The sequence below is a fragment of the Stenotrophomonas sp. Br8 genome (assembly GCF_014763005.1).
GTDB lineage: Bacteria > Pseudomonadota > Gammaproteobacteria > Xanthomonadales > Xanthomonadaceae > Stenotrophomonas > Stenotrophomonas lactitubi.
The window spans coordinates 115,157-138,977 of the sequence record NZ_JACGTN010000008.1 but is presented as its reverse complement, the minus strand read 5'-3'; the positions used below and the strand labels follow the sequence as shown (position 1 = coordinate 138,977).

Below are 23,821 nucleotides of genomic sequence, written 5' to 3'. Positions count from 1 at the left end.
AGCGGCGGAGCGCGGTGCGACCAGGTGGGTCGACCTGCACACGGCCGGCAAGCGGGTCAAACCGTAGCGGCGTCACGTGTCATTGCGATGACGGCGGCGCGCAGGGGACGCGCCGGGCCGGTTCAGACCGGCAGTTCAGTGGTCTGCTTGATCCGCTGCATGGGGATTTCGGTCTTGGTGTTCTGCACCCCGGCGATGCGGTTCAGGTGCTGGATCTGGAACTGCCGGTACGCGTCCAGGTCGGCCACCGCCACCCGCAGCAGGAAGTCACAGTCGCCAGCCATCAGATGGCATTCAAGTACTTCCGGGAAGGACTTGATGCTGTTGATGAAGTGATTGGTGGTGTCTTCGTCCTGGCCGCGCAGCCAGACACGGACGAACACGGTGAACCCCCGTCCGATCCTCGCCGCATTCAGCAGGGCCACGTAGCGATCGATGTAGCCGCCCTCTTCCAACAGGCGAACCCGGCGCAGGCAGGCCGACGGCGAGAGCCCCACCTGGCGGGACAGCTCCAGGTTCTGCAGGCGACCATCGCGCTGCAGGGCGTCCAGGATGCGACGATCCAGGTTGTCGAGCTGGTACTGCATGGAATTCCACTCCTTGACCGGATCACCGCATGATATTGCACATTCGGCCGAACCAATGGCATCAACGCAACCCGATTTCGTGATCGGACCGTTAGCATGGGTCACCCCCACTCGTTGTTGATCCATGGACGCCCGAACCACCCTGCCCCTGCCTGATCCCGCCTGCGACACCGCACCACGCGCCGAGTTCCTGCGCGGCCTGCGCGCCGCCGTACCGGTGATGATCGGCTTCATTCCCTTTGCCCTGGTGCTCGGCGCCCAGGCCGCGCAGAAGGGCCTGTCGGCGCTGGAAGTGCCGCTGATGACCGGCCTCAACTTCGCTGGCGGGTCTGAATTCGCCGCGGTCGAACTGTGGACCTCGCCGCCGCACATCGCGCTGATCGTGGCGATCACCGCGCTGGTCAACAGCCGCCACCTGTTGATGGGCGCCAGCCTGGCACCGTTGTTGCAGCACCTGCCGCGCCGTCGCGTGCTGCCGGCGCTGTTCTTCATGTGCGATGAAAGCTGGGCACTGGGCGTGGCCGATGCGCGCCGTCGCGCACTGGGCTTCAGCCTGGCCTACTACCTCGGCGTATCGGCCGGCCTGTACACCGTGTGGGTGCTGTGCACCGCGCTGGGCGCGATCGTCGGCCCGCTGCTCGGCGACATCCATGCCTACGGCTTCGACATGGCCTTCCCCGCCGTGTTCCTGGTGCTGCTGCGTGGCATGTGGCAAGGCATGCGCGCCGCCCGGCCATGGCTGGTCAGCCTGGTGGTGGCAGCGGGCACCTACCTGCTGGTGCCCGGCGCCTGGTACGTGGCCAGCGGCGCGCTGGCCGGCCTCGCTGCCACCTGGCTGCTGGCGGAGGACGCGGCATGATCTTCAACGGCCTGATCCACTGGACCTCGGTGCTGACCGTCATCCTGATGGCTGCCGCCACCTATCTCACCCGCATCATCGGTTTTCTCGCGCTGCGCAACCGCACCCTGAGCAAGCGCGCGGTAACGGTGATGGAAGCCGCCCCGGGCTGCGTGCTGATCTCGGTGATCGCCCCGGACTTCGTGGCCGACAAGCCGGCCGACCTGGCCGCGCTGGCCATCACGTTACTGGCGGCCACGCGGCTGTCGATGCTGCCGACGGTGCTGATCGGCGTGGTATCGGCGGGGGTGCTGCGGTATGTGATGGGGTGAGCGGCAGAGGACAACCCGCGCCGACAGTCAGCCTCCAGATGCAACACGTCTGATTGTGCGTGCGCCGGGGCGTCTGCAAGGATGCATCCACCGCCTTGGAAGGGTGATCTCCTGCAGATGGAATCCTGGTTGCGGCACGCCACAGGCGCAGCAGCGTTGCTGCTCTGCACCAGTGCGTGCAATACCCTCGATACTCCCCCGCGCGATAGTGTCGGCGCGGACGGAGCGTTTGCGACGCTCCTGCGCGGCAACGCCTCCCAGCTGAGCGTTGGCACCGCGTCGGTGTTGCCCGGCCAGGAGAGTTCCGAACAGACGACGCGCTCGCATACTTGCCAACTGGAAACAATCGCAGTGGTGGTGCGCTGGGTCGAACCCAGCCTATCCGCTGGGCAGGCCGTGAATCTATGCACTGCCGCCGCCCACGCGGCGCGGCAACCGCTCCACGGCGCAGACCTGAACGATACGCCGGTCCGCTATCAGGTCACGATCGTCAGCGACGGTGGCGGCATCTGGCAACAGCCCGCCAGGCCGGCACGACCAGAACTGGTGGTGGCGTTCTGGTTTCCCGCCGGCGACGATGCCGATGCACTGCGCGAGCGCGTGATCTCCACCACCGCGCACGAATTCCACCATATCGCCACCGCGATGGCAGGCCAGCGTCGATGGGGCGCGCACCGGGAACCGGAGGCATACCTCGCCGGGGCATGTGCGCTGCTGGCGATTGAAGGTGAGCTTCGGCGCGAACAGCTTCCCGGCCGCCATGATCCCCGCGCTGACAGCCTGCTGCCGGCGGCTGCACGCCGCTCTGGAAATGCCGGCAACGCGATCGGCCGGTCGTTGCAGGCATTCTTCAGCGGTGATCATATGCAACGCGATGACGAAGACGGGCGCGCACTGCTGCGGTACTGCCAGCAGAGCATCGGATTCCCCGGCATCGCCCGCTAGCGCCGCCCCTTCGCCCCCCCTGCGACAGCCGGTCGCAGCCCCCTCCCGGCGCACGCTTGACCTATATCAATCCGCCCACCGCCACGGGCGCGTATCTCTATGCAGGAACCCAATACGCCGGCGTCACCGGCATCCAAAGGACCTGCGATGAGCCACACCCCCGACAACGCCCAGCTGCTCAACGCCATGCAGAACGTGATGGTGATCTCCACCACCGACCTGCAGGGCAACATCACCTATGCCAACGACCTGTTCTGCACGCTCACCGGGTTCGCGCGCGAGGAACTGATCGGCCAGCCGCACAGCATCGTCCGCCATCCGGACGTGCCCAAGGCCGTCTACAAGGATATGTGGGACACCATCAAGGCCGGCAAGACCTGGACCGGCATCGTGCCGAACCTGGGCAAGGGCGGCGTGCTCTACGTGGTCGACACCACCGTGCAGCCGCTGTTCGATGCCGAGGGCAACATCACCTCGTACATCAGCATCCGCCGCGTGGTGAACGACCTGATGCAGAACTACGACCTGGTCGAGTTCAGCAAGGAAAAGTTCGACGACTTCTACGAGGCTGCGTGAACGCCATTCCCACACGCACGCCCATCAGCCGGCTGCTGGTGGGTTTCGCCTCCGAGTCGGGCAACGCCCGCGCCCTGGCCCAGCGCCTGGGCGCGGACCCGGACCTGCAGCCGCATGGGCCGCAGGTCCTGCCGTTCAATGACATCGATGTGGCCAGCCTCGGCCACGGCGATGTGCTGCTGGCCATCTCCAGTTCGTTCGGCGACGGCGAACCGCCGGCCAATGGCGAGAGCTTCTTCGAGTCGCTGCGCCAGGCGCCCGCCCTGCCCGGACTGCGCTATGCGGTGTTCGGCCTGGGGGATACCGGCTACCCCAGCTTCTGCGGCTTCACCAAGGCGCTGGATGCAGCGCTGAGCGAGCGTCAGGCACAGCCGCTGCTGCACCGTGTCGACGCCGACCTCGGTTACGAGCAGTTTTTCCAGCAGTGGCGGCCGGTGCTGGGCCAGGTGCTGGAGGGTGATGCGACCGCGGGCCAGGATCTGCGCCTGCAGGTGACGGCCTACGGCGAAGACAATGCCTTCAACGCCCGCATCGTCGAACGGCGACGCCTGAGCCATGGTGGCCCTGCCGCCTGGCACCTGCAGCTGGACATCGCCGGCAGCGGCATGGTCTACCGGGCCGGCGACACCCTGCATCTGGTTCCGGAAAACGATCCGGCATTGCTGCAGGCACTGGCCACCTGGTTGGGGGATTCCAGCGCCGTCGACGCCCTGCGCGATCGCGAGCTGCGCCTGCTCAGCAAGGGCGTGCTGCGCGAGCTGGCAAAGCTGGGCGGCAGCGACGTACTGAAGGGCCTGCTGAAGATCAGCCAGAAGCGTGAACTGGACGCCTACCTGCATGGCCTGGACCTGCTGGATGTGCTGCAGGACCACACCACCCCGGACAGCGTGCCGCTGACCCGCCTGCGTGAACTCCTGTCACCACGCCTGCCCCGTGCCTATTCCATCGCCTCGCATCCGCACGATGATCAGCTGAGCCTGTGCGTGCGCGAGGTGCGCTACACCCTGCGTGGCCGCGAACGCTTCGGCACCGCCACCGGCAGCCTGCTGCACGGCGGCGACACAGCCCGTGTGTACTGCCGCTCCAATCCGGGCTTTCACCTGCCCGACAGCGGCGACGCGCCCCTGCTGCTGGTCGGCACTGGTACCGGCATCGCCCCTCTGATGGGCCTGATGCAGGAACTGCAGGCCACCGGCGATGCACGGGAGGTCCATCTGGTGTTCGGCGAGAAGCATCGCGAGCACGACTTCCTGTACCGCGAGCAGCTTCAGGACTGGCAGGCGCGTGGCGTACTGGCTGGCCTGCACACCGCGTTCTCGCGCGATGCCGCGCAGAAGGTCTATGTGCAGCATGTGCTGCAGCAGCAGGCCGCGCAGATGCAGGATGTGCTGGCCCGTGGCGGCCACATCTACCTGTGTGGCAACAAGAGCCACCTGGAAGGTGCGGTGCGTGCAGCCATCGACGCGATCGGCGGTGACGGCCATTGGGACACCCTGCGCGGCGAGGGCCGCACCCACTGCGAGCTGTATTGAGGCGCCTCGCCCAGGGGTAGAGCCGGCCGCTGGCCGGCTGCTCCGGATTCCGTGGTTGCCGGCCAGCGGCCGGCACTACCATCACAGGTCAATCGCCGACGATTCGCCCATCCACCACCCGTGCAACCTGCTGGCCGAACACCGCCACGTCCTGATTGAACCGCCCTTCGGGTAGTGCCGGCCGCTGGCCGGCTGCTCCGGATTCCGTGGTTGCCGGCCAGCGGCCGGCACTACCATCACAGGTCAATCGCCGACGATTCGCCCATCCACCACGCGCGCTACCTGCTGGCCGAACACCGCTACGTCCTGCGGATCGTGGCTGATCAGCAGCAGCGGAATGCCGGTTTCATCCAGCACGGTTTCCAGCTCTTGTCGCAGGTGCTGGCGCAGGTCGTGGTCGAGCGCTGCGAACGGCTCGTCCAGCAGCAAGGCCTGCGGCCGGGTCACCAGCGCTCGTGCCAACGCCGTACGCTGGCGCTGGCCACCGGATACCTGTGACGGCAGCAGATCCGCCACATGCTCGATACGGAACGCCTGCAACCACTGCTCAACTGCCTCGATACGGGTCCCGCGCCGCGGATTCAACCAACCCCGCTCAAGCCCGAACGCCACGTTCTGGCGCACGCTCAGGTGCGGGAACAGCGCGTAATCCTGGAACACATATCCCAAGCGACGACGCTGCGGTGGCAGATCAATCCCAGCACCTGCATCGAACAACGCCTGCCCGTGCAGGCGCACATGTCCGTGCTCCGGGCGCAACAGACCGGCCACCGCTTTCAGCGTCAGGCTCTTGCCGGCGCCCGAGGGCCCGAACAGCACCACCTGCCGCTGCTTACACTGCAGTGCCACGTCCAGTTCGAAGGTCTGGCCGGATGCCTGCAATCGCCGCTGCACCTGCAGGTCAAGCCACATCGCGCAGCTCCCGGCGGCGCCCGCCCACCAGCCGTGCGGCCAGCAGCAGGATCACGATGCATACCACCGACGTCAGGATCACCAGCGCATTCGCCTTGCCATCCTGCCCCGCCTGCACCGCTTCATAGATGGCGATCGACAAGGTCTGCGTGCGGCCCGGAATGCTGCCGGCCACCATCAGCGTGGCGCCGAACTCACCCATCGCCCGTGCGAACGCCAGCAGCAGGCCAGCCAGAATTCCGCGCCATGCCAGCGGCAGGGTAATGCGGAAGAACACCGCGGCTTCGGACACGCCCAGCGTGCGCGCGGCCTGCTCCAACTGACCATCCACTTCTTCGAATGCGGCGCGTGCCGGCTTGAACACCAGCGGCAGTGACGCTACCGCGGCAGCGATCACCGCCGCCTGCCAGGTAAATACCAGGTTGATACCGAACCACGACTGCAGCCAGGCACCGATCGGGCCATTGCGCCCGATCAGCACCAGCAGGTAGTAGCCCAGCACCGTCGGTGGCAGCACCATCGGCAGGGTCAGTATCGAATCCAGCAGTTCCCGACCGGGAAAACGCCGTCGCGCCAGCAGGGCGCCAAGTGCCACGCCTGCTACGAGATTGATCGCGGTGGCCCAGCCGGCCACTTTCAACGACAACCCCAATGCGCTCCAGTCCAGGTCCATCCGTCAGGGCTTGCCGAACCCGTGCTTCTGCAGGATCGCCTGGCCCTGCGCCGAGCGAACGAACGCCGCGAAGCGCTTGGCTTCCACCGGCTGCGTGCTGGCCTGCACCACCGCGAGCGGATAGGCGATGCGTCCGGCAACCGGAACGTCGAACGCGCGCCGCACGCGATCCGGCATCGCCTGCGCGTCGGTAGCGTAGACAAAGCCCGCATCCACCTCGCCCCGTGCCACGTAATCCAGCGACTGCCGCACGTTCTGCGTACTGATCACCTTGCCCTGCACTGCCGGCCACAGCTTTGCGGCCTGCAGCGCACCCTGCGCGTAGCGGCCCACCGGCACGCTGTCCGGGTTGCCCAGTGCAATGCGCTGCACGCCGGCACCCGCCAGATCGGCCAGTGCGCGCGGCGGCGCCTTCGCCTGCGGCGGCACCACCACCCACAGCGCGTTCACTGCGAAGACCGCACGCGTACCCGCTGCCAGCAGCTTCTGCTGCGCCGCCTGGTCCATCGTTGTTTCATCGGCCGAGGCGAACACATCCACCGGCGCGCCCCGCGCGATCTGCTGCAGCAGCACGCCGGAAGCAGCAAAGTTGAAGTCGACCTTGCTGCCCGGGTTTGCCTTCTCATAGGCGGCGCCCAGCTCGCGGAAGCTCTCGGTCAGGCTGGATGCCGCCGACACGGTCAGGTTGCCCGCCCACGCAGGCAGCGAGACCAGCAGCCCCAGAAACACCATTGCGCATCGCTTCATCGTCGCCTCCCAGGCCAGGTTCAATCGGGGTCGTTCTCATCTGCAACGGCCAGCGCCGCCAGCCGGTCGGGTTGCAACAGCAGGATCTCGCGCTGCTTCACCGCAATCACACCGTCATCGCTCAGCCGCCGCAGCACCCGGCTGGCCGTCTCCGGCGCCATCCGCAGATAGTTGGCGATCTCGGTGCGGGCCATGGTCAGGTTGAAGCGGGTCGCGGAAAAACCACGCCGTGCATAACGGGCCGACATATCCAGCAGGAACGCCGCCATCCGCTCTTCGGTGCGGTGGTTGGCCGCCAGCGTGGCGACCTTGCCAATCTCCGCACTGAGCAGGCTGAACAGCTTCGCCTGCAGCCCCGGCATGCGGGTGGCCAGCAGGCTCAACTTGGGGAACGAAATGCGGCACAGGTGCACCGTATCCAGTGCCACCGCGTTGCAGGGGAAACGCGAGCCATGAATCGCGTTGAGCCCGATCACCTCGCCCGGCAGCGCAAAGCCCAGCACCTGTTCGTTGCCCTGGCTGTCATCGACGAAGGTCTTGACCATGCCTGCGCGCACCGCCGCGATGGAATCGAAGGCCTCTCCCGCGCGGAAAATGTAGTCGCCCGCATGGAACGGCCCTACATGGTCAACCAGCACATGCAGTTCGCCCAGCGCCGTCTTGTCATAGCCCTGCGACATGCACGCATCGGAGAAGGCACAGGTGCTGCAGAAATGCAGCGCATCGCCATCATCGGCGGCGGCGGGATTCGGCGTGGTGCGGCCGGGTCTGGCCTGGGAAGGCGGAGTCGAAGACATCGGGACAGCACTCAAGCGATGGCGGCCGCCGGCCGGAAGCATGCGGCCATCATACGCCACAGCAACCGCCCTTCCTCGGCCAGGCGAAGCACGCCGCCGTCCCAGCGCGCCCAGCCACGCGCGAGCAGCGGTGCGAGTGCGGGCAGGGTCTCGGCGAAGCATTCATCGAACGGAACATCATTGCGCCACTCGAAGGCGGCAGCATCCAGCGCATGGTCGCAGGCGATGCTCTGCGCGACCTCGGCAGCCAGGCGTTCCCCCTCGGACAGGATCAGGCCCGCGGCCACGCCCATATGCCCCGCGTGCAGGCGGGCCTGCCAGCGCGCCAGGTCATCTTCCGTCCGGTAGAACACCTCACCGATCTGGCTGCATGCCGCAAGGCCGATGCCGATGAAATCGCTGCGATCGCGGCGCGGCACGCCGGCCAGATCGCAATGACGCTGACCGTCACCCGGGCCGTTCGGATCCGGCAGGTCGCCGCGCTGGTGATGGTCACCACCGATACCCACATAGCCCGCCTCGCGCAGCAATCGCCACGCCTGCAGCCAGCGTTCCGATGAGGGATGCTCAGGCAGCGCGCATGGCGCCGGCAGCAGCACGCGCTCGGGCGCATCTGCCAGCACGGCCTGCAATCGCCCGATGAATCCCGCATCCTCCGCCGCAGGTACACGCAACTGGTAGTAGCGCGCGGTAAAGCCCGCGTCGCGCGCCTGCGCCAGCACTGCCGGGCCAGGTGCATCGGCACGATCGATCACGTTCAGCCGGGTGCAGCCCACCGCGCGCAGTTGTGCCGGCGCCACGGCGCTGCCGGCATCCAGCCGCACCTCCACCTGCGGCCGGGCCACGGTGCGCAGGTGCCGCGGCACTGCATCCAGCAACTGCCCCAGCAGCGCCGGCGGCAGTGCTTCGGCAAGGCCCAGCTGCAGCACCATCGCCACCACCTCACGGTCCTCGGCCAGAACATCAGCCTGCAGGCGCAACGCGGCCAGCAACGTGTCCAGATAGCGTTCGGCCGGCACGTCGCGGCCCATGCGGCCGGTCTGGAAACCCAGCGTCAGTCCACGCGGAATCAGGTGCTCGTTGCTGGCGCGCACGGCGGCACGCCAGCCGCTTTCACCGAAGCCGGCACTGAACTGGTCGGGCGGCGGAAACAGCACGTGGCGGGGTTGCCGCAGCAATGCCGCCTGCAGCGCAGTGTCCTCGCTCGCATCAACATGGAAGCTCATGGCGGTCATCCTCGCGCGTTCCTCTTCGCACAGCCCTGATCGAAATCAAGCGTGACGCATTGCCCTGAGGTTGCCGGCCAGCGGCCGGCACCACCATTCAGGTGCCGCGCGCACGATCGACCGCCGCCGCATCGATGGCCTCCGGCAGGTCGGTCTCGCGATCGATCTGCGGGAAGTGTCGACGCTCCATCCGGCGGATGGCGAAGTGCATCCACGCCAGCGCGGCGGACACCACCACGAACAGCAGCATGAAACAGCTGCTCCAGATACCCAGCGCATCGTTCAACGCACCGAACACGATCGGCAGGATGAAGCCACCAAGGCCACCGATCATGCCCACCACGCCGCCCACCGCCCCCACGTGCCGGGGGTAATACACCGGGATGTGCTTGTAGACCGCAGCCTTGCCCAGCGACATGAAGAAGCCCAGCACGAACACCAGCACGGTGAACATCACCACGCCAATGGCCAGGTGGAAGTGGATCGGACCATGGATGCCCTTCACCACGTACTCGGTATCCGGATAGGCCAGCAGGAACGTACAGATGGCCGACACACCGAAGGTCCAGTACATCACCCGGCGCGCCCCCATCCGGTCCGACATCCAGCCGCCCACCACGCGGAACAGGCTGGCCGGGATCGAATAGCACGCGGCCAGCATGCCGGCGGTGCCGACGTCCATGCCGTACGCACCCACCAGGTAATGCGGCAGCCACAGCGCCAGTGCCACGAAGCCACCGAACACGAAGAAGTAATACAACGAGAACCGCCATACCTGCAGATTCTTCAACGGTGCCATCTGCTCGGCGAACGGCACCGGCTTCACCCCATCACGGCGCCGCTTCTCCAGCGAGGGGTCTTCCTTGCTGAACAGGAAAAACAGCACCGCCGTGATCGCCAGTGCCACTGCCCACACCTTGGCCACCATCATCCAGCCCGCCGCCACCATCACCATCGGCGCCAGCAGTTTGGTGACTGCCGCACCGATGTTGCCGGCACCGAAGATGCCCAGCGCCGTGCCCTGCTTGCTGGCCGGGAAGAACTTGGACACGTAGGCCACGCCTACCGAGAAATTGCCACCGGCAATGCCCACGCACAACGCGGCGAACAGGAATTGCGGGTAGGTGTGCGCGTAGGTCAGCATCCAGGTGGCGACTGCGCCACACAGCATCACCAGCGCCATCACCTTGCGGCCACCGAACTGGTCGGACCAGATGCCCAGGAACACACGGCTGACCGAGCCGGTCAGCACCGGGGTGGCGATCAGCAGGCCGAACTGGGTGTCGGTCAGGCCCAGCTGCTCGCTGATCTGGATACCGATGATGGAGAAGATCATCCACACCGCAAAGCACACGGTGAACGCGAACGTGCTCAGCCACAGCGCACGCTGCTGCTGCCCGGCACTGGCGGGGGCAAGGGCCTGGTTCATGCAACCTCCTTCCTCAAGAGTGGGTCAGCCGATTTCGGCTTCGGCTTCGATCTCATCCAGCCCGCGTACCGGGTAGCGCTCCTGCAGCTGCAACAGGTAGGCCTGCACTTCGCGCTGGCGCACCTGCAGCTCCAGGTAGTCACGGATCTGTGGCAGCACTGCGTCGAACGGCAGCGGCTGCCCTTCCTCGCGCCCATCGATGCTGACCACGTGGTAGCCCCAGCGTGATTCCACCGGGAAGCCGGCCAGGCCCTCGCGCAGGCGGAACACCTGGCGATCGAACTCCGGCGTGGTCTGCCCACGCTGCAGCCAACCCAGGTCACCGCCCTCGCTGCTCGACGGGCAGCGCGAATGGCGCAGGGCGAAGTCGGCGAACAGGTGCGGCGCTTCCTTCAGTTCATTGGCCAAGCGCTCGCCCTCGGTGCGCGCCTCCAGGCGCCCGGCCACATCATCGGCCGGCGCGGCCAGCAGGATATGGCGCAGGCGCACGCGGTCCGGCGAGCGGAATCGTTCCGGGTTCTGTTCGAAATACCGTTGGCAGTCCTCGTCGGTCGGCACCCGGTCTTCAATTGCGTCTTCCAGCAGTTGCTGGATCAGCACTTCCTCATCGCTTACCCGGCCGCCGGCTGGCGCCAGCAGGCCCAGGCGCTGTGCTTCCAATCGCAGCAGTTCACGCACCACCAGTGCGCGTGCCGCCTCGGCACGCGACTGTTCCGGGCGCAGCGCCCGATGGTGTTGCATCTCGCGGGCGATGTCGGCCTCGCTGATCGCCGTGTCCTCCACGAACAACCGGCACGGTGCCGGTTGCCCAAGCGAGCGCGGACCCTGCTCTGCCCCGTCATGCTGGTGCTGGTGGGCCTCGGCCGGAACAGGCTGGGTGGAATCGATCACGGTGATCGGCAGGAACTTCGGCAGGCTGCCCATGGCTTACTCCCGCGGTCCGTAACGCAGCGCCGCCTGGCGACGGCGCACCACTTGGTATGGCCGCCACAGATAGCTGACCGGAATGCTCCAGACGTGCACCAGACGGGTGAACGGCGCGATCAGGAACAGGGTCAGGCCCAGGAAGATGTGCATCTTGTAGACCCAGCTGACGCCCTCGATGTAGTCAGCGGCACCGGCACGGAAGGTCACGATGTGCTGCGCCCACTCGGCCAGCTGCACCATCACCCCACCGTCCAGATGTCCAGCCGACACGCGGATGCTGTACAGGCCAAGACAGAGCTGGGCGAACAGCAGCACCAGCACCAGGGTGTCGCCGAAGCTGCCGGTGGCGCGCACGCGGGCGTTGGTCAGGCGGCGCACCAGCAGGATGCTGATGCCGATGAAGCACAACGCACCGAACACGCCGCCCACCACCATCGCCAGCATCTGCTTCTGCGAGGAGGTGATGAAGTGCTCGTACACCACGTGTGGGGTCAGCAGGCCCACCAGATGACCACCCAGGATGGCCAGGATGCCGATGTGGAAGCAGTTGCTGCCGATCCGCATGCCCTTGTCCGACAGCATCTGGCTGGAACCGGTGCGCCAGGTGTACATGGCCTTGTCATAGCGCGCCCAGCTGCCGATCAGCAGCACCGCCACGGCGATGTATGGGTAGTACTGGAAAGCGAATTGATGCAGGTAGTAGTTCATGGCTGGACCTCTCGATGCACAGGGCGGGCCGGTGAGCGTGTCGGTGGCTTGCAGTCTTCGGCAGGAGCTTCGGCGCCGAAACGCACGGCTTCCTCTTCCCACAGCTTGTCCATCGCCTCGGCCGTATCGTCGCGGGGCTCTTCGCTGGCGCGTTGCCGCAGCGCCTCCAGGTTGACCTTGCCGTCGCCGGCCTCCACCAGGATCTCCAGCAGCGGCACATGTGGCAGCTCGCGCTCGGCGGCGCGCGCGGCCAGCATCCCGGCGATGTGGCCGATGTGGTGCAGCCACTCCCGCGCCTCTGCCTCAGGACGATGCGCCAGGAACTCCAGCAACAGCGGCAGGTAGTCCGGCAGTTCGCGTGCATCCAGCTCGAAGCCGTGCTTGCGGTAGGTTTCCACCAGATCGACCATGGCCTGGCCACGGTCACGCGATTCGCCGTGGATGTGTTCGAACAGCAGCAGGCTCATCGAACGGCCGCGGTCGAAGGTTGCCAGCCACGCGGCCTGCGCATCCAGCGGATCGCTGTCCAGCAACTGCTGCACGAAGCCGCGCAGCTGCCTGCGCCGCGTCGGCGTCAGTGCCACCTCGTCACAGGCCGCCAGCAGTTCCCCGCCGTGCTGCCACAGTTCCTCGCGGGGGTAATCCAGCAGCACCCCCACCAGCTTCAGAACGCTCATCAGACCACCTCCTTGCGGCGGTGGTTGGGCCCGTTGTTCACCACGAAGCTGGTGCTCTTGCGCTGCCCGAACAGGTCGGCCGGGCTGTCGCCGTTGCAGCCGTTGCCGAAGGTGAAGCCGCAGCCGCCGCGTTCGCCGAACGCGTCGTTGGCGTACTCGCGGTGAGCGCTGGGAATCACGAAACGGTCCTCGTAGTTGGCAATGGCCAGGTAGCGGTACATCTCTTCAACCTGGGCCACGGTCAGTCCGGCCTGGTCCAGCACAGCGGTGTCCTCAACGCCGTCCACGTTCTTGGCCCGGCGCCAGGCGCGCATCGCCATCAGGCGTTCCAGCGCACGCACCACCGGTGCCTCGTCACCGGCCGTCAGCATGTTGGCCAGGTAGCGCACCGGAATGCGCAGCGAGGCCACGTCCGGCAACTCGCCACTCATGCCGATGCGGCCACGTTCGGCGGCCGACTGGATCGGCGACAACGGCGGCACATACCAGACCATCGGCAGCGTGCGGTACTCCGGGTGCAGCGGCAGGGCTAGCTTCCAGTCGATGGCCATCTTGTAGACCGGCGACTGCTTGGCCGATTCCAGCCAGCTGTCCGGAATGCCTTCCGCACGTGCGGCGGCAATCACCGCCGGGTCATGCGGGTCCAGGAAGATGTCCAGGTGGGCCTGGTACAGATCCTTTTCGGCGGCCACCGATGCGGCCTCGGCAATGCGGTCGGCGTCGTACAGCATCACGCCCAGGTAGCGGATGCGGCCGACACAGGTTTCCGAACAGATCGTCGGCTCACCCATCTCGATGCGCGGGTAGCAGAAGATGCACTTCTCAGACTTGCCGCTCTTCCAGTTGTAATAGATCTTCTTGTACGGGCATGCCGACACGCACATGCGCCAGCCACGGCACTTGTCCTGGTCGATCAGCACGATGCCGTCTTCTTCGCGCTTGTAGATCGCGCCCGATGGGCACGCCGACACGCACGCCGGGTTCAGGCAGTGCTCGCACAGGCGCGGCAGGTACATCATGAAGGTCTTTTCGAAGGCGCCGTAGATCTCCTTCTGCACTTCATTGAAGTTGTAGTCTCGCGAGCGCTTGCTGAACTCCGAGCCCAGGATCTCCTCCCAGTTCGGGCCCCACTCGATCTTCTGCATGCGCTCGCCACTGATCAGCGAGCGCGGCCTTGCGGTCGGCTGGTGCTGGCTGTCCTTGGCGGTGTGCAGGTTCTGGTAGTCGAAGTCAAACGGCTCGTAGTAATCGTCGATCTGCGGCAGGTCCGGGTTGGCGAAGATCTTGGCCAGCATCCGCCAGCGACCGCCAGCGCGTGGCACCAGCTTGCCGCTGCCGGTACGCACCCAGCCGCCGTTCCACTTCTCCTGGTTTTCCCATTCCTTCGGATAGCCGATGCCCGGCTTGGTTTCAACGTTGTTGAACCAGGCGTACTCGACACCCTCGCGCGAGGTCCAGACGTTCTTGCAGGTGATCGAGCAGGTGTGGCAGCCGATGCACTTGTCCAGGTTCAGCACCATCGCGATCTGTGCACGGACCTTCATCACACCACCTCCTTGGCGGCGGCCGGGACGGCCTCGCCATCCAGCCAATCCACCTTGTCCATCTTGCGCACGATCACGAACTCGTCGCGGTTGGTGCCGCAGGTGCCGTAGTAGTTGAAACCGTAGGCCAGCTGCGCGTAGCCACCGATCATGTGGGTCGGCTTGAGCACGATGCGGGTCACCGAGTTGTGGATGCCGCCGCGGGTACCGGAAATCTCCGAACCCGGTACGTTGATGATGCGTTCCTGGGCGTGGTACATCATCGCCATGCCCGGCATCACGCGCTGGCTGACCACCGCACGTGCGGCGATCGCGCCGTTGACGTTGAACAGCTCGATCCAGTCGTTGTCAACGATGCCGGCACTGTGCGCGTCGTCCTCGCTGATCCACACGATCGGGCCACCGCGCGACAGCGTCTGCATGATCAGGTTGTCGCTGTAGGTGCTGTGGATGCCCCACTTCTGGTGCGGGGTGATCCAGTTCAGCACGATCTCCTTGTTGCCGTTCGAGCGCTGGTTGAGCAGCGGCTCGATGGTGCGGGTGTTGACCGGCGGCCGGTAGCTCATGAAGGCCTCGCCGAAGTCGATCATCCACTCATGGTCCTGGTAGAACTGCTGGCGGCCGGTCACCGTGCGCCACGGAATCAGCTCGTGCACATTGGTGTAGCCCGCGTTGTAGCTGACGTTGTCGTCTTCCAGCCCGGACCAGATCGGCGAGGAGATGATCTTGCGCGGCTGCGCCTGGATGTCACGGAAGCGGATCGCCTCGTGCTCCTTGCCCACCGCCAGATGGGTGTGCTCGCGGCCGGTGAAGCCGCCCAGCGATTCCCAGGCCTTCACCGCCACATGGCCATTGGTTTCCGGGGCCAGGTGCAGGATCACTTCGGCCGCGTCGATCGCGGTCGAGATGGCCGGCCGGCCCTGGCTGACGCCCTCCTCGTGCACGGTGTGGTTCAACTTGCCGAGGAACTCCACCTCGTGCTTCGTGTCCCAGTTCATGCCCTTGCCACCATTGCCGTGCTTGTCCAGCAGCGGCCCCAGCGAGGTGAACTTGCGATACAGGTTCGGGTAATCGCGCTCCACCACCGTCATCGACGGCATGGTCTGGCCGGGGATGGCCTCGCACTCGCCCTTCTTCCAGTCGGCCACGCCGAACGGCATGCCCAGCTCGTTGGGGGTGTCGTGCAGGGTCGGCACCAGCACCAGGTCCTTCTCCACCCCCAGCACGCCGGGCGCCATTTCGCTTACGGTGCGCGCAACCTCCTTGAAGATGTCCCAGTCACTGCGCGATTCCCACGCCGGGTCCACCGCCTTCGACAGCGGATGGATGAACGGATGCATGTCCGAGGTGTTGAGATCGTCCTTCTCGTACCAGGTGGCCGTCGGCAGCACGATGTCCGAATACAACGCGGTGGTACACATGCGGAAGTCCAGCGTCACCAGCAGGTCGAGCTTGCCTTCCGGCGCCTCGTCGCGCCACTTCACTTCCTCCGGCTTCACCGCCCCCATCTCGCCCAGGTCCTTGCCCTGCAGGCCGTGGCGGGTACCCAGCAGGTGCCGCAGCATGTACTCGTGGCCCTTGCCCGACGAACCCAGCAGGTTCGAGCGCCAGATGAACATCATCCGTGGGTGGTTCTGCTGCGCGTCCGGATCGGCAAAGGCGAAGTCCAGCGAACCGTCCTTGAACTTGCCCAGTGCGTAATCGGCAGGGGCCACGCCGGCCGCTTCGGCCTCGCGCACCAGCTGCAGCGGATTGCGGTCAAGCTGCGGCGCGCATGGCAACCAGCCCATGCGCACGGCGCGCAGGTTCAGGTCGGCCAGACTGCCGCTGTACTTGCTGGCGTCGGCCAGCGGTGACAGCAGCTCGTCCACCTGCAGCTTCTCGTAGCGCCACTGCCCGGTGTTGAAGTAGAAGAACGACGTACCGTTCATATGGCGCGGCGGCTTGCTCCAGTCCAGGCCGAACGCCAGCGGCTGCCAGCCGGTCTGCGGGCGCAGCTTTTCCTGGCCCACGTAGTGCGCCCAGCCGCCACCGGTCTGGCCCACGCAACCGCACATGATCAACATGTTGATCAGGCCGCGGTAGTTCATGTCGTTGTGGAACCAGTGGTTCATGCCCGCGCCGACGATGATCATCGAGCGGCCATGGGTCTTGTCGGCGGTACGCGCGAACTCGCGGGCGATCTCGATCACCTCGCCACGCGGCACGCCGGTGATGCGTTCCTGCCAGGCCGGCGTGCCCGGCACGTTCTCATCGAAGCTCGTGGCGACATTGGCGCCGCCGAAACCGCGGTCCACGCCGTACTGCGCCAGCAGCAGGTCATAGACCGTCGCCACCAGGGTCTCGCTGCCATCGGCCGTGGCCAGGCGGCGCACCGGGATGTTGCGGTCCAGTACTTCCTCGGCCGGGGCGGCCGTCCAGCCGTCACTCTCGATGCCACCGAAATACGGGAAGCTGACCGCCTCGATGCCATCGTTGGCATCGGACAGGCTCAAGCGCAGGCGCGTATCCGCCCCGTTGCTGGCCTTCTCCTCGATGTTCCAGCGACCCTTTTCGCCCCAGCGGAAACCGATCGAACCGTTCGGCACCACGATCTGGCCACTGGTCTCGTCGTAAGCGAGGGTCTTCCAGTCCGGGTTGTTGGCCTCGCCCAATCCACCCAGCTCACTGGCGCGCAGGAAACGCCCGGCCACCAGGCGGCCGTCGGCGCGACGCTCCAGGCGCACCAGCATCGGCATGTCCGAGTACTGGCGGCAGTAGTCCTGGAAGTACTGCGACGGTGAATCGACATGGAACTCGCGCAGGATCACGTGACCAAAGGCGAACGCCAACGCGGCGTCGGTGCCCTGCTTCGGGTGCAGCCAGTGATCGGTCAGCTTGGCCAGCTCGGAATAGTCCGGGCAGATCGAGACCGTCTTGGTGCCGTTGTAGCGCGCCTCGGTGAAGAAGTGCGCATCGGGTGTACGCGTCTGCGGCACGTTCGAGCCCCAGGCGATGATGTAGCGGCTGTTGTACCAGTCAGCCGATTCGGGCACGTCGGTCTGCTCGCCCCAGACCTGCGGCGAAGCCGGCGGCAGATCGCAATACCAGTCATAGAAGGACAGGCAGGCACCGCCCAGCAGCGACAGGTAACGCGCACCGGCGGCGTAGGACACCATCGACATCGCCGGAATCGGCGAGAAGCCGACCACGCGGTCCGGTCCGTACTGCTTCACCGTATACAGGTTGGAGGCCGCGATGATCTCGTTGGCCTCTTCCCAGTTCAGCCGCACGAAACCACCCATGCCGCGCCGGGTCTTGTACGAGCGCGCCTTTTCCTTGTCCTCCACGATGCTGGCCCACGCATCCACTGGCCCCTGGGTCCTGCGCGCTTCGCGCCACAGGCGCAGCAGCGTGCCGCGGATCAGCGGGTACTTCAGTCGGTTGGCGCTGTAGAGGTACCAGGAATAGCTGGCGCCACGCGGGCAGCCACGCGGTTCGTGGTTGGGCAGGTCCGGGCGCGTGCGCGGGTAATCGGTCTGCTGGGTTTCCCAGGTCACCAGGCCATTCTTGACGTAGATCTTCCAACTGCACGAACCGGTGCAGTTCACACCGTGGGTTGAACGCACGATCTTGTCGTACTGCCAGCGCTGGCGGTAACTGTTCTCCCAGTCACGGCCTTCGCTCTTGGCAAACCCATGGCCATCGGCAAAGGGCTGGGGGTCACGCTTGAAGAACTGCAAGCGATCAAGGAAATAACTCATCGGGGGTCTCCCTTTGCGGACATCTGCATCGTGGCTGTGTGTGTCATCTGGCTGCGGTGCGTTTTCATGTCAGCAAGGCGTCTCTGCGCCGCGCCGGTAGTACCACCACCAGGTCACGGCCAGGCAGGTGACATAGAAAACGACGAACCCGTACAGCGCCATGTCGGGGCTGCCGGTCAACGTGATCGAAGAGCCGTAGCTCTTGGGAATGAAGAAGCCGCCGTAGGCACCGATCGCACCGGAGAAGCCCACGACCGCGGCCGACTCGGTGCTGGCCTGGTGCGCCGACGCGGCCTTGCCTTCCGCATTGGCACCTGCCGACAGGCGCTCATGCAGCGTGCGGAAGATCACCGGGATCATGCGGAAGGTGGTGCCGTTGCCGATGCCACTGAGCACGAACAGCGCCATGAAGCTGAAGAGGAAGCCGTAGAAATTGCCGCCCTGGCCATCGCTGGGCAGGAAATGCAGCACGCCGAACACCGCTGCGATCATCAGCGCGAACACCCAGAACGTCAGCCGCGCACCGCCCCAGCGGTCAGCCATGCTGCCGCCCACCGAGCGCATCAGCGCACCCAGCAACGGGCCGATGAAGGCGTAGGCCAGCGGGTTCACGGCGGGGAACTGGCTCTTCACCAGCATCGGGAAGCCGGCCGAGAAACCGATGTAGGAACCGAAGGTGCCGATGTACAACCAGCACATCAGCCAGTTGTGCTTGCGGCGGAAAATCACCGCCTGTTCGGCGAACGAGGAGCGGGCGCTGGTCAGGTCATTCATGCCGAACCAGGCCGCCACCGCGCAGATCGCAATGGCCGGCACCCAGATGAAGCCGGCATTCTGCAGGTACAGCGGAGCACCCCCCTCCACCACCGGCTGCGGTGCACCACCGAGGGCACCAAACACGCCCACCGTGATCACCAGCGGGATCACCGCCTGTGCCACCGACACGCCGACATTGCCCAGGCCGGCATTCAGGCCCAGCGCCAGGCCCTGCTTCTGCTTGGGATAGAAGAAGGAAATGTTGGACATCGACGAGGAGAAGTTCGCCCCACCAAAGCCACACAGGATCGCAATCACCACGAACACCCAGTAAGGCGTCGCCGGGTTCTGCACCGCAAAGCCAAGCCAGATCGTCGGTGCCAGCAGTGATGCGGTGGACAGCGCCGTCCATCGGCGACCGCCAAAGATCGGAATCACGAACGAATAGAAGATGCGCAGCGTCGCGCCGGACAGGCTGGGCAGTGCCACCAGCCAGAACAACTGATCGGTGCTGAAGCCGAAGCCGATCTTCGGCAGGCTGATGGTCACCGCCGAGAACAGTACCCAGACCGAGAAGGCCAGCAGCAGCGAGGGAATGGAGATGACCAGGTTGCGGGTGGCGACCCGCTTGCCGGTGCGCTCCCAATAGCCGGGATCTTCCGGCGTCCAGTCGCTGATGACGCGACCAGGACTGGCAGTGCTGCGGACAACAGGATCGCTACCGACGGTCATACATGGCTCCAAGGCTGTGGAATGACGTGGGTACTGCTTTCAAGTTGTAACCCGTCGTCATGCAGCCATTAGGCCGTGCAGCAGTAACGACGGGGTTGATCTGGATCAATCAGGCGCGGGTTTCCCCCTCGCCCCTGACAAATGTCAAACCGATGATGCGGAACTGCGGCGCGTCACCCCGCGCTGGCGCACGCTGTCGCGCACATCCACATCGAACTGCAGCTGCAGCGTGGTGCCGTCATCCAGATACAGCGCAAAGGCCAAGCCATCGCGGCACGGCAGGCGCCCGGCAAGATCCTCCACCGATGACCGTGGCAGCACCAGCCGGCAATCGGTACCGCTGTCGAGCAGCACGGCCGATTCGCCACCATGCAGCGAAACAGCCGTACCCCAGCCGCCACTGCCGCCGAACCGGGTCACGTTCTCCACCGTCTCACCGGCCAGCAGCTGGGCCAGTTCGGCTTCGTCCAGGCGCAGGCGCATTGTCTGTTCTTGCAGCTGCACCTTCATGAGGCAACGTCCTCCCATTGGGTGGGGGTATTGCAGTTGACCAGGGCGCTTTCATCAGCGTGGGCCAGGCGCAGGGTCTGCGCGTCCAGCCGGTGTTGCAGGGCCTGCAGGGAACGCGGACCGAGGGGATCGTGGATCATGTTTTCGAGGATCGTGCGACTTTCATTGTCCACATTAAACAGCATCGGAAGCGGATGCCCGTCAAAGATCGTGCAAGCGCTGCGATGCCCGTCACGCAATTGCCGCAGCAGATCCGGGGTCAGACGGGGCGTATCCACCGGCACCACCCAAGCGGGGCCATCGGGCATCTGCATTGCCACGCTGAACAGGCCGCCCAGCGGCCCGCACCGTGTGATCTGGTCGGGCACGCCGCCGAAGGCCGGGTAGCGTCCGCTCACCCAAACACGGTCTGCCCCGGCCAGCCGCAACGTGCCGCGCATGTGCTCCAGCAGCGTGCGCCCCTGCCAGGGCAGCAGCGCCTTGTCGCGGCCCATGCGGCTGGACAGGCCACCGGCCAGCACGATGCCGGCGATGGTCGTGTTCACGCGGAAAACTCCAGTAGAGCCACGCCATGCGTGGCTGCCCCTGCCGGGCGCGACGGGAAGGCCCCATCCACGCATGGCGTGGATCTACTGGGGTCAATGGTGGTGCTCATGGGCCGGTTCACTGTCGGCGTGGCACAGGGTGCAGCCTTCGCTCCACTCGCTGTCGCCGTCTTCGTAATGTTCCTGTTTCCAGATCGGGCACTGGTGTTTCACCGCCTCGATCAACTGTCGGCACGCGCGGAACGCTTCATCACGGTGCGGGCTGCCCGCGGCCACCACCACCGCCACATCGCCAATGCCCAAACGGCCCTTGGCATGTGCCACGTACAGTTTCAGCTTCGGCCCGAACGTCGCCTCGATCTCCGCCGCCAAGCGCTGGATCTCGTTCACCACCAGCGGTTCGAACAGGTCGTAGGTGATGCCGGTCACCGGCCGCCCCACATTGAAGTCGCGCACCTTGCCGATGAACACATCGATGCCGCCGAATGCCGGGTCGGATACCGCCGCAATGCCTTCGGCCGGATCGATGGCGCGCTGCGCGCGGTCCACCACTTTCGCAGTCACGTTGCTCATGGCTCAGCCCCCACTCACCGGCGGCAGGATCGCCACCTTGCCATCGGCGGGCAGCGCCTCGTGGTCACGCAGCACGCGCTGCTGGTCGGCGAAGGCCGAATAGTCCAGCAACCCGGCGCGGAAACCGGGAAAGCGCAGCGGCAACAGCTCACGCAACGCCTGGCGCAGATCGGCCACGGTGCCACCGGCCACCTCCAGCGCGATCTCGCGGCTGGCATCCAGATCGGAAAACGCACCGAACAACTGCAGATTCACCTGTTTCATCATGACTCCTGGTTCGCCAGCTGCAGCGGGTCCTGATGGCCCCAGCCCTGCACGCGCACCGGCGTGCCGGCCGTGGCAAGGTCACCCTCGCCCTCCAGCACCACCCAGGCGTTGGCCTGCAGCATGGATTTCAAACGGAACGATTCCTGGCCGGCCAGCACGCGCGCGCTCAAGCGCCCCTGCGCGTCCACTTCCACCCGCGCCCGCGCGTGAAAGCGCAGACCCGGCGGCTTGCGCACGTCGGCCTGCAGCGGCAGCTGCAGCAGCGGCTCGGCGGCCAGGCCCAGCATGCGACGCAGCACCGGTTCAACGAAGAAGCGCTGCCCCACTGCCGCCGACACCGGGTTGCCGGGCAGGCCAAAATACAGCGCGCCGCCCGGCAGCACCGCGAACAGCAGCGGCTTGCCCGGGCGGATCGCCACTTTGTGAAACACGATGCGGGCGCCACGCGCGCGCAACGCATCGGGAATGAAGTCGTAGCGGCCCGCCGACACCGCACCGGTGCTCACCAGCACCTGCGCCCCTGCCGTCAGCGCGTCATCCAGCGCTGCATCGAAGGCAGCCACCTCATCGCCCACCGTGCCCTGCCACACCACCTCGGCACCGGCGGCCTGCAGGCGGCCGATCAGATAGGGCCGGTTGCTGTCACGGATCTGTCCGGAGTCCAGCGCCTGCGCCGCTTCGGTCACCAGCTCCTTGCCGGTGGCAATGACAGCGACCTTCGGCCGTGCCACCACCGCCACCTCGGCCACGCCGATCGCATGCAGCAGGGTGCGCGCATTGATGTCCAGCGCCTGCCCGGCCTGCAGCACGCGCTCGCCCTCTTCCACATCCTGTCCACGCAGGCGCACGTTCTGGCCAGGCTTCACCGCGCTCTTCAACGCAATGCGGGTCGGCCGGCCATCCTCGCTGGCAAGGATCTCCACGTTCTCGATCGGCACCACCGTATCCAGCCCAACTGGCATGCGCGCGCCGGTCATGATTTCCCAGGCACCTTCGCCGCCCTCGGCACCGGCATCGCCTGCGGCCTGCCAGCCCTGCACCGCAAACCCGGTACCGCTTTCGAAGGGCATGCCCTTGGCGCGCAGCGCGAAGCCGTCCATCGCCGAATTGTCGAACGGCGGCAGCGACTGCCCGCTGATGATGTCTGTGGCCAGGATGCGACCACCCGCCTCATGCAGTGTCAGGCGCTCGGCCGGCAGCGGTGTGGCTGCCTCCATCAGGTGCTGCAGCGCTTCGCTGTAGGCGATCATGCGTGGGCACCGCCATCGACCATCGCCAGCGCGTGGCCCAGCACAGGCGCCAGAATGTTCAGGCACTGCGCAGCGGCACGCGGGCTGCCCGGCAGCGCAAATACCAGCATGCCATCCAGCTGCACCACCTCGGCACGGCTCAGCCAGGCCATCGGCGTGTGCTGCGCGCTCAACGCACGCACCATCTGCGCCAGCCCGTGCACCGGTCGCGCGCTCAACGAACGCAGCGCTTCCGGGGTCAGGTCGCGCGGGCCAAGCCCGGTGCCGCCGGTACACAGGCACAGGCGTACGCCCTCGCCCGCCAGCGCACGCAGGCGACCTGCAAGCGGTTCGACGCCATCGGGCAGCACCTCGGCAGCCACCACCTCGCCACCGAGCGACTGCAGCCCGCTCACCAGCCTCGGCCCGGACTCGTCGGCATAGGTGCCCTCGCTCGCGCGATCGCTCAGGGTGATCACCGCACAGGCCGCACCGTTGAGGCCCTTGGGCGGGCGCGGCCGGAAGCGCTCGCGCTCACCCTCGTCCATGCCATCCGGATGCAGCCACAGGCCGCGCTTGCCGCCTTCCTTGAACAGCAGGCGGATGCCCTCGATACGCAGCGCCGGCTCCACCGGCTTGCTCAGGTCGTACAGGGTCAGCAGTGCGGCGTTCACCCCGGCCAGTGCTTCCATCTCCACACCGGTGCGGGCCTCGCTGGCACACTCGCACCACACGCGGATCGACTGCCGTTCCGGCACCGGCGCGCAGTACACCTGCACCAGCTCCAGCGGCAGCGGGTGGCACAGCGGCATCAGCATCGAGGCCATCTTCGCGCCCTGCAGGCCGGCAATCTCGGCCATCACCAGCGCATCGCCCTTGGGCAGGCGGCGCTCGACAATCAGCGGGTAGGCCACCGGTCCGGCATGCAGCTCGCCCACCGCCACCGCGCGGCGGCGGGTAACGCGCTTGTCGCGCACATCGGCCATGTGGAAGGCCGCGTTCAATTCACCACTCAT

Annotated in this window: 24 protein-coding genes; 5 read left to right on the top strand and 19 right to left on the bottom strand. The window is 66.2% G+C overall.

What is annotated here, in order from left to right; genetic code table 11:
• Positions 1–122: 122 nt before the first annotated feature.
• The gene (locus tag H3005_RS08735; RefSeq protein ID WP_025874361.1) at positions 123–587 is read right to left on the bottom strand and encodes an Lrp/AsnC family transcriptional regulator; all 465 of its coding nucleotides are present in this window, start codon (positions 585–587) and stop codon (positions 123–125) included.
• A 124-nt stretch (positions 588–711) separates the two neighbouring features.
• Between H3005_RS08735 and H3005_RS08730 the strand changes: the two genes are divergently transcribed.
• The 5 genes from H3005_RS08730 to H3005_RS08710 all read left to right on the top strand — a co-directional run bounded on the left by H3005_RS08730 (position 712) and on the right by H3005_RS08710 (position 4,810).
• A complete protein-coding gene (locus H3005_RS08730) occupies positions 712–1,446 on the top strand; it encodes an AzlC family ABC transporter permease (RefSeq protein WP_191077946.1) in 735 nt (244 codons plus the stop codon).
• Entirely contained in the window at positions 1,443–1,757 is a 315-nt protein-coding gene (locus H3005_RS08725) for an AzlD family protein (RefSeq protein WP_191077945.1), read from the top strand. The genes H3005_RS08730 and H3005_RS08725 overlap by 4 nt, the downstream gene beginning before the upstream one ends.
• Positions 1,758–1,874: 117 nt before the next feature.
• Positions 1,875–2,702 carry a hypothetical protein gene (locus H3005_RS08720; RefSeq protein ID WP_191077944.1) on the top strand — a complete coding sequence of 276 codons (828 nt, stop codon included), beginning with the start codon at positions 1,875–1,877 and terminating at the stop codon, positions 2,700–2,702.
• Positions 2,703–2,849: 147 nt separating this feature from the next.
• Complete coding sequence (locus H3005_RS08715; RefSeq protein WP_191077943.1) at positions 2,850–3,278, top strand: PAS domain-containing protein; 429 nt, start codon at positions 2,850–2,852, stop codon at positions 3,276–3,278.
• Positions 3,275–4,810 carry a sulfite reductase flavoprotein subunit alpha gene (locus tag H3005_RS08710; protein WP_191077942.1) on the top strand — a complete coding sequence of 512 codons (1,536 nt, stop codon included), beginning with the start codon at positions 3,275–3,277 and terminating at the stop codon, positions 4,808–4,810. Before H3005_RS08715 ends, H3005_RS08710 begins: the two co-directional genes overlap by 4 nt.
• Before the next feature lie 243 nt (positions 4,811–5,053).
• On the opposite strand, the gene H3005_RS08705 is transcribed toward H3005_RS08710, so the two are convergent.
• From H3005_RS08705 to moaCB, 18 genes are all read right to left on the bottom strand, one after another.
• On the bottom strand, positions 5,054–5,722 hold the full coding sequence (locus tag H3005_RS08705; RefSeq protein WP_100552682.1) for an ATP-binding cassette domain-containing protein: 669 nt from the start codon (positions 5,720–5,722) through the stop codon (positions 5,054–5,056).
• Positions 5,712–6,395 (bottom strand): molybdate ABC transporter permease subunit, encoded by a 684-nt coding sequence (modB, locus tag H3005_RS08700; protein ID WP_089235839.1) that lies wholly within the window; start codon positions 6,393–6,395, stop codon positions 5,712–5,714. Before modB ends, H3005_RS08705 begins: the two co-directional genes overlap by 11 nt.
• Before the next feature lie 3 nt (positions 6,396–6,398).
• Entirely contained in the window at positions 6,399–7,142 is a 744-nt protein-coding gene (modA, locus tag H3005_RS08695) for a molybdate ABC transporter substrate-binding protein (protein ID WP_100552683.1), read from the bottom strand.
• A gap of 20 nt (positions 7,143–7,162) precedes the next feature.
• Positions 7,163–7,939: a helix-turn-helix domain-containing protein gene (locus H3005_RS08690; RefSeq protein WP_089235841.1), complete on the bottom strand. Its 777-nt coding sequence runs from the start codon at positions 7,937–7,939 to the stop codon at positions 7,163–7,165.
• A gap of 11 nt (positions 7,940–7,950) precedes the next feature.
• On the bottom strand, positions 7,951–9,165 hold the full coding sequence (locus H3005_RS08685; RefSeq protein WP_100554130.1) for a coproporphyrinogen III oxidase: 1,215 nt from the start codon (positions 9,163–9,165) through the stop codon (positions 7,951–7,953).
• A gap of 97 nt (positions 9,166–9,262) precedes the next feature.
• A complete protein-coding gene (locus H3005_RS08680) occupies positions 9,263–10,594 on the bottom strand; it encodes a nitrate/nitrite transporter (RefSeq protein ID WP_191077941.1) in 1,332 nt (443 codons plus the stop codon).
• 24 nt (positions 10,595–10,618) lie between these two features.
• On the bottom strand, positions 10,619–11,518 hold the full coding sequence (locus H3005_RS08675; protein WP_099818662.1) for a peptidylprolyl isomerase: 900 nt from the start codon (positions 11,516–11,518) through the stop codon (positions 10,619–10,621).
• Between the two features lie 3 nt (positions 11,519–11,521).
• Entirely contained in the window at positions 11,522–12,229 is a 708-nt protein-coding gene (gene narI, locus H3005_RS08670) for a respiratory nitrate reductase subunit gamma (protein WP_100552685.1), read from the bottom strand.
• The gene (narJ, locus tag H3005_RS08665) at positions 12,226–12,906 is read right to left on the bottom strand and encodes a nitrate reductase molybdenum cofactor assembly chaperone (protein ID WP_100552686.1); all 681 of its coding nucleotides are present in this window, start codon (positions 12,904–12,906) and stop codon (positions 12,226–12,228) included. Before narJ ends, narI begins: the two co-directional genes overlap by 4 nt.
• Complete coding sequence (gene narH / locus H3005_RS08660) at positions 12,906–14,450, bottom strand: nitrate reductase subunit beta (RefSeq protein ID WP_100552687.1); 1,545 nt, start codon at positions 14,448–14,450, stop codon at positions 12,906–12,908. The genes narJ and narH overlap by 1 nt, the downstream gene beginning before the upstream one ends.
• Positions 14,450–18,193: a nitrate reductase subunit alpha gene (locus H3005_RS08655; protein WP_100552688.1), complete on the bottom strand. Its 3,744-nt coding sequence runs from the start codon at positions 18,191–18,193 to the stop codon at positions 14,450–14,452. The genes narH and H3005_RS08655 overlap by 1 nt, the downstream gene beginning before the upstream one ends.
• Before the next feature lie 69 nt (positions 18,194–18,262).
• Complete coding sequence (locus H3005_RS08650; protein ID WP_191077940.1) at positions 18,263–19,681, bottom strand: NarK family nitrate/nitrite MFS transporter; 1,419 nt, start codon at positions 19,679–19,681, stop codon at positions 18,263–18,265.
• A 144-nt stretch (positions 19,682–19,825) separates the two neighbouring features.
• Positions 19,826–20,191 carry a hypothetical protein gene (locus H3005_RS08645; RefSeq protein WP_191077939.1) on the bottom strand — a complete coding sequence of 122 codons (366 nt, stop codon included), beginning with the start codon at positions 20,189–20,191 and terminating at the stop codon, positions 19,826–19,828.
• Entirely contained in the window at positions 20,188–20,736 is a 549-nt protein-coding gene (locus H3005_RS08640; RefSeq protein ID WP_279324076.1) for a molybdenum cofactor guanylyltransferase, read from the bottom strand. The genes H3005_RS08645 and H3005_RS08640 overlap by 4 nt, the downstream gene beginning before the upstream one ends.
• Before the next feature lie 93 nt (positions 20,737–20,829).
• Positions 20,830–21,309, bottom strand: a complete 480-nt coding sequence (locus tag H3005_RS08635) for a molybdenum cofactor biosynthesis protein MoaE (protein ID WP_191077938.1) — start codon at positions 21,307–21,309, stop codon at positions 20,830–20,832.
• A 3-nt stretch (positions 21,310–21,312) separates the two neighbouring features.
• On the bottom strand, positions 21,313–21,573 hold the full coding sequence (locus H3005_RS08630) for a MoaD/ThiS family protein (RefSeq protein WP_191077937.1): 261 nt from the start codon (positions 21,571–21,573) through the stop codon (positions 21,313–21,315).
• Positions 21,573–22,826 carry a gephyrin-like molybdotransferase Glp gene (gene glp / locus H3005_RS08625; RefSeq protein ID WP_191077936.1) on the bottom strand — a complete coding sequence of 418 codons (1,254 nt, stop codon included), beginning with the start codon at positions 22,824–22,826 and terminating at the stop codon, positions 21,573–21,575. Before glp ends, H3005_RS08630 begins: the two co-directional genes overlap by 1 nt.
• Positions 22,823–23,821 (bottom strand): bifunctional molybdenum cofactor biosynthesis protein MoaC/MoaB, encoded by a 999-nt coding sequence (gene moaCB, locus H3005_RS08620; RefSeq protein ID WP_191077935.1) that lies wholly within the window; start codon positions 23,819–23,821, stop codon positions 22,823–22,825. Before moaCB ends, glp begins: the two co-directional genes overlap by 4 nt.

Bases quoted from the DNA above. Each gene is read 5' to 3' on its own strand.
- H3005_RS08735 (WP_025874361.1), bottom strand. From the start codon at position 587: ATGCAGTACCAGCTCGACAACCTGGATCGTCGCATCCTGGACGCCCTG.
- H3005_RS08730 (WP_191077946.1), top strand. From the start codon at position 712: ATGGACGCCCGAACCACCCTGCCCCTGCCTGATCCCGCCTGCGACACC.
- H3005_RS08725 (WP_191077945.1), top strand. From the start codon at position 1,443: ATGATCTTCAACGGCCTGATCCACTGGACCTCGGTGCTGACCGTCATC.
- H3005_RS08720 (WP_191077944.1), top strand. From the start codon at position 1,875: ATGGAATCCTGGTTGCGGCACGCCACAGGCGCAGCAGCGTTGCTGCTC.
- H3005_RS08715 (WP_191077943.1), top strand. From the start codon at position 2,850: ATGAGCCACACCCCCGACAACGCCCAGCTGCTCAACGCCATGCAGAAC.
- H3005_RS08705 (WP_100552682.1), bottom strand. From the start codon at position 5,722: ATGTGGCTTGACCTGCAGGTGCAGCGGCGATTGCAGGCATCCGGCCAG.
- modB (WP_089235839.1), bottom strand. From the start codon at position 6,395: ATGGACCTGGACTGGAGCGCATTGGGGTTGTCGTTGAAAGTGGCCGGC.
- modA (WP_100552683.1), bottom strand. From the start codon at position 7,142: ATGAAGCGATGCGCAATGGTGTTTCTGGGGCTGCTGGTCTCGCTGCCT.
- H3005_RS08690 (WP_089235841.1), bottom strand. From the start codon at position 7,939: ATGTCTTCGACTCCGCCTTCCCAGGCCAGACCCGGCCGCACCACGCCG.
- H3005_RS08685 (WP_100554130.1), bottom strand. From the start codon at position 9,165: ATGAGCTTCCATGTTGATGCGAGCGAGGACACTGCGCTGCAGGCGGCA.
- H3005_RS08680 (WP_191077941.1), bottom strand. From the start codon at position 10,594: ATGAACCAGGCCCTTGCCCCCGCCAGTGCCGGGCAGCAGCAGCGTGCG.
- H3005_RS08675 (WP_099818662.1), bottom strand. From the start codon at position 11,518: ATGGGCAGCCTGCCGAAGTTCCTGCCGATCACCGTGATCGATTCCACC.
- narI (WP_100552685.1), bottom strand. From the start codon at position 12,229: ATGAACTACTACCTGCATCAATTCGCTTTCCAGTACTACCCATACATC.
- narJ (WP_100552686.1), bottom strand. From the start codon at position 12,906: ATGAGCGTTCTGAAGCTGGTGGGGGTGCTGCTGGATTACCCCCGCGAG.
- narH (WP_100552687.1), bottom strand. From the start codon at position 14,450: ATGAAGGTCCGTGCACAGATCGCGATGGTGCTGAACCTGGACAAGTGC.
- H3005_RS08655 (WP_100552688.1), bottom strand. From the start codon at position 18,193: ATGAGTTATTTCCTTGATCGCTTGCAGTTCTTCAAGCGTGACCCCCAG.
- H3005_RS08650 (WP_191077940.1), bottom strand. From the start codon at position 19,681: ATGACCGTCGGTAGCGATCCTGTTGTCCGCAGCACTGCCAGTCCTGGT.
- H3005_RS08645 (WP_191077939.1), bottom strand. From the start codon at position 20,191: ATGAAGGTGCAGCTGCAAGAACAGACAATGCGCCTGCGCCTGGACGAA.
- H3005_RS08635 (WP_191077938.1), bottom strand. From the start codon at position 21,309: ATGAGCAACGTGACTGCGAAAGTGGTGGACCGCGCGCAGCGCGCCATC.
- H3005_RS08630 (WP_191077937.1), bottom strand. From the start codon at position 21,573: ATGAAACAGGTGAATCTGCAGTTGTTCGGTGCGTTTTCCGATCTGGAT.
- glp (WP_191077936.1), bottom strand. From the start codon at position 22,826: ATGATCGCCTACAGCGAAGCGCTGCAGCACCTGATGGAGGCAGCCACA.
- moaCB (WP_191077935.1), bottom strand. From the start codon at position 23,821: ATGAGTGGTGAATTGAACGCGGCCTTCCACATGGCCGATGTGCGCGAC.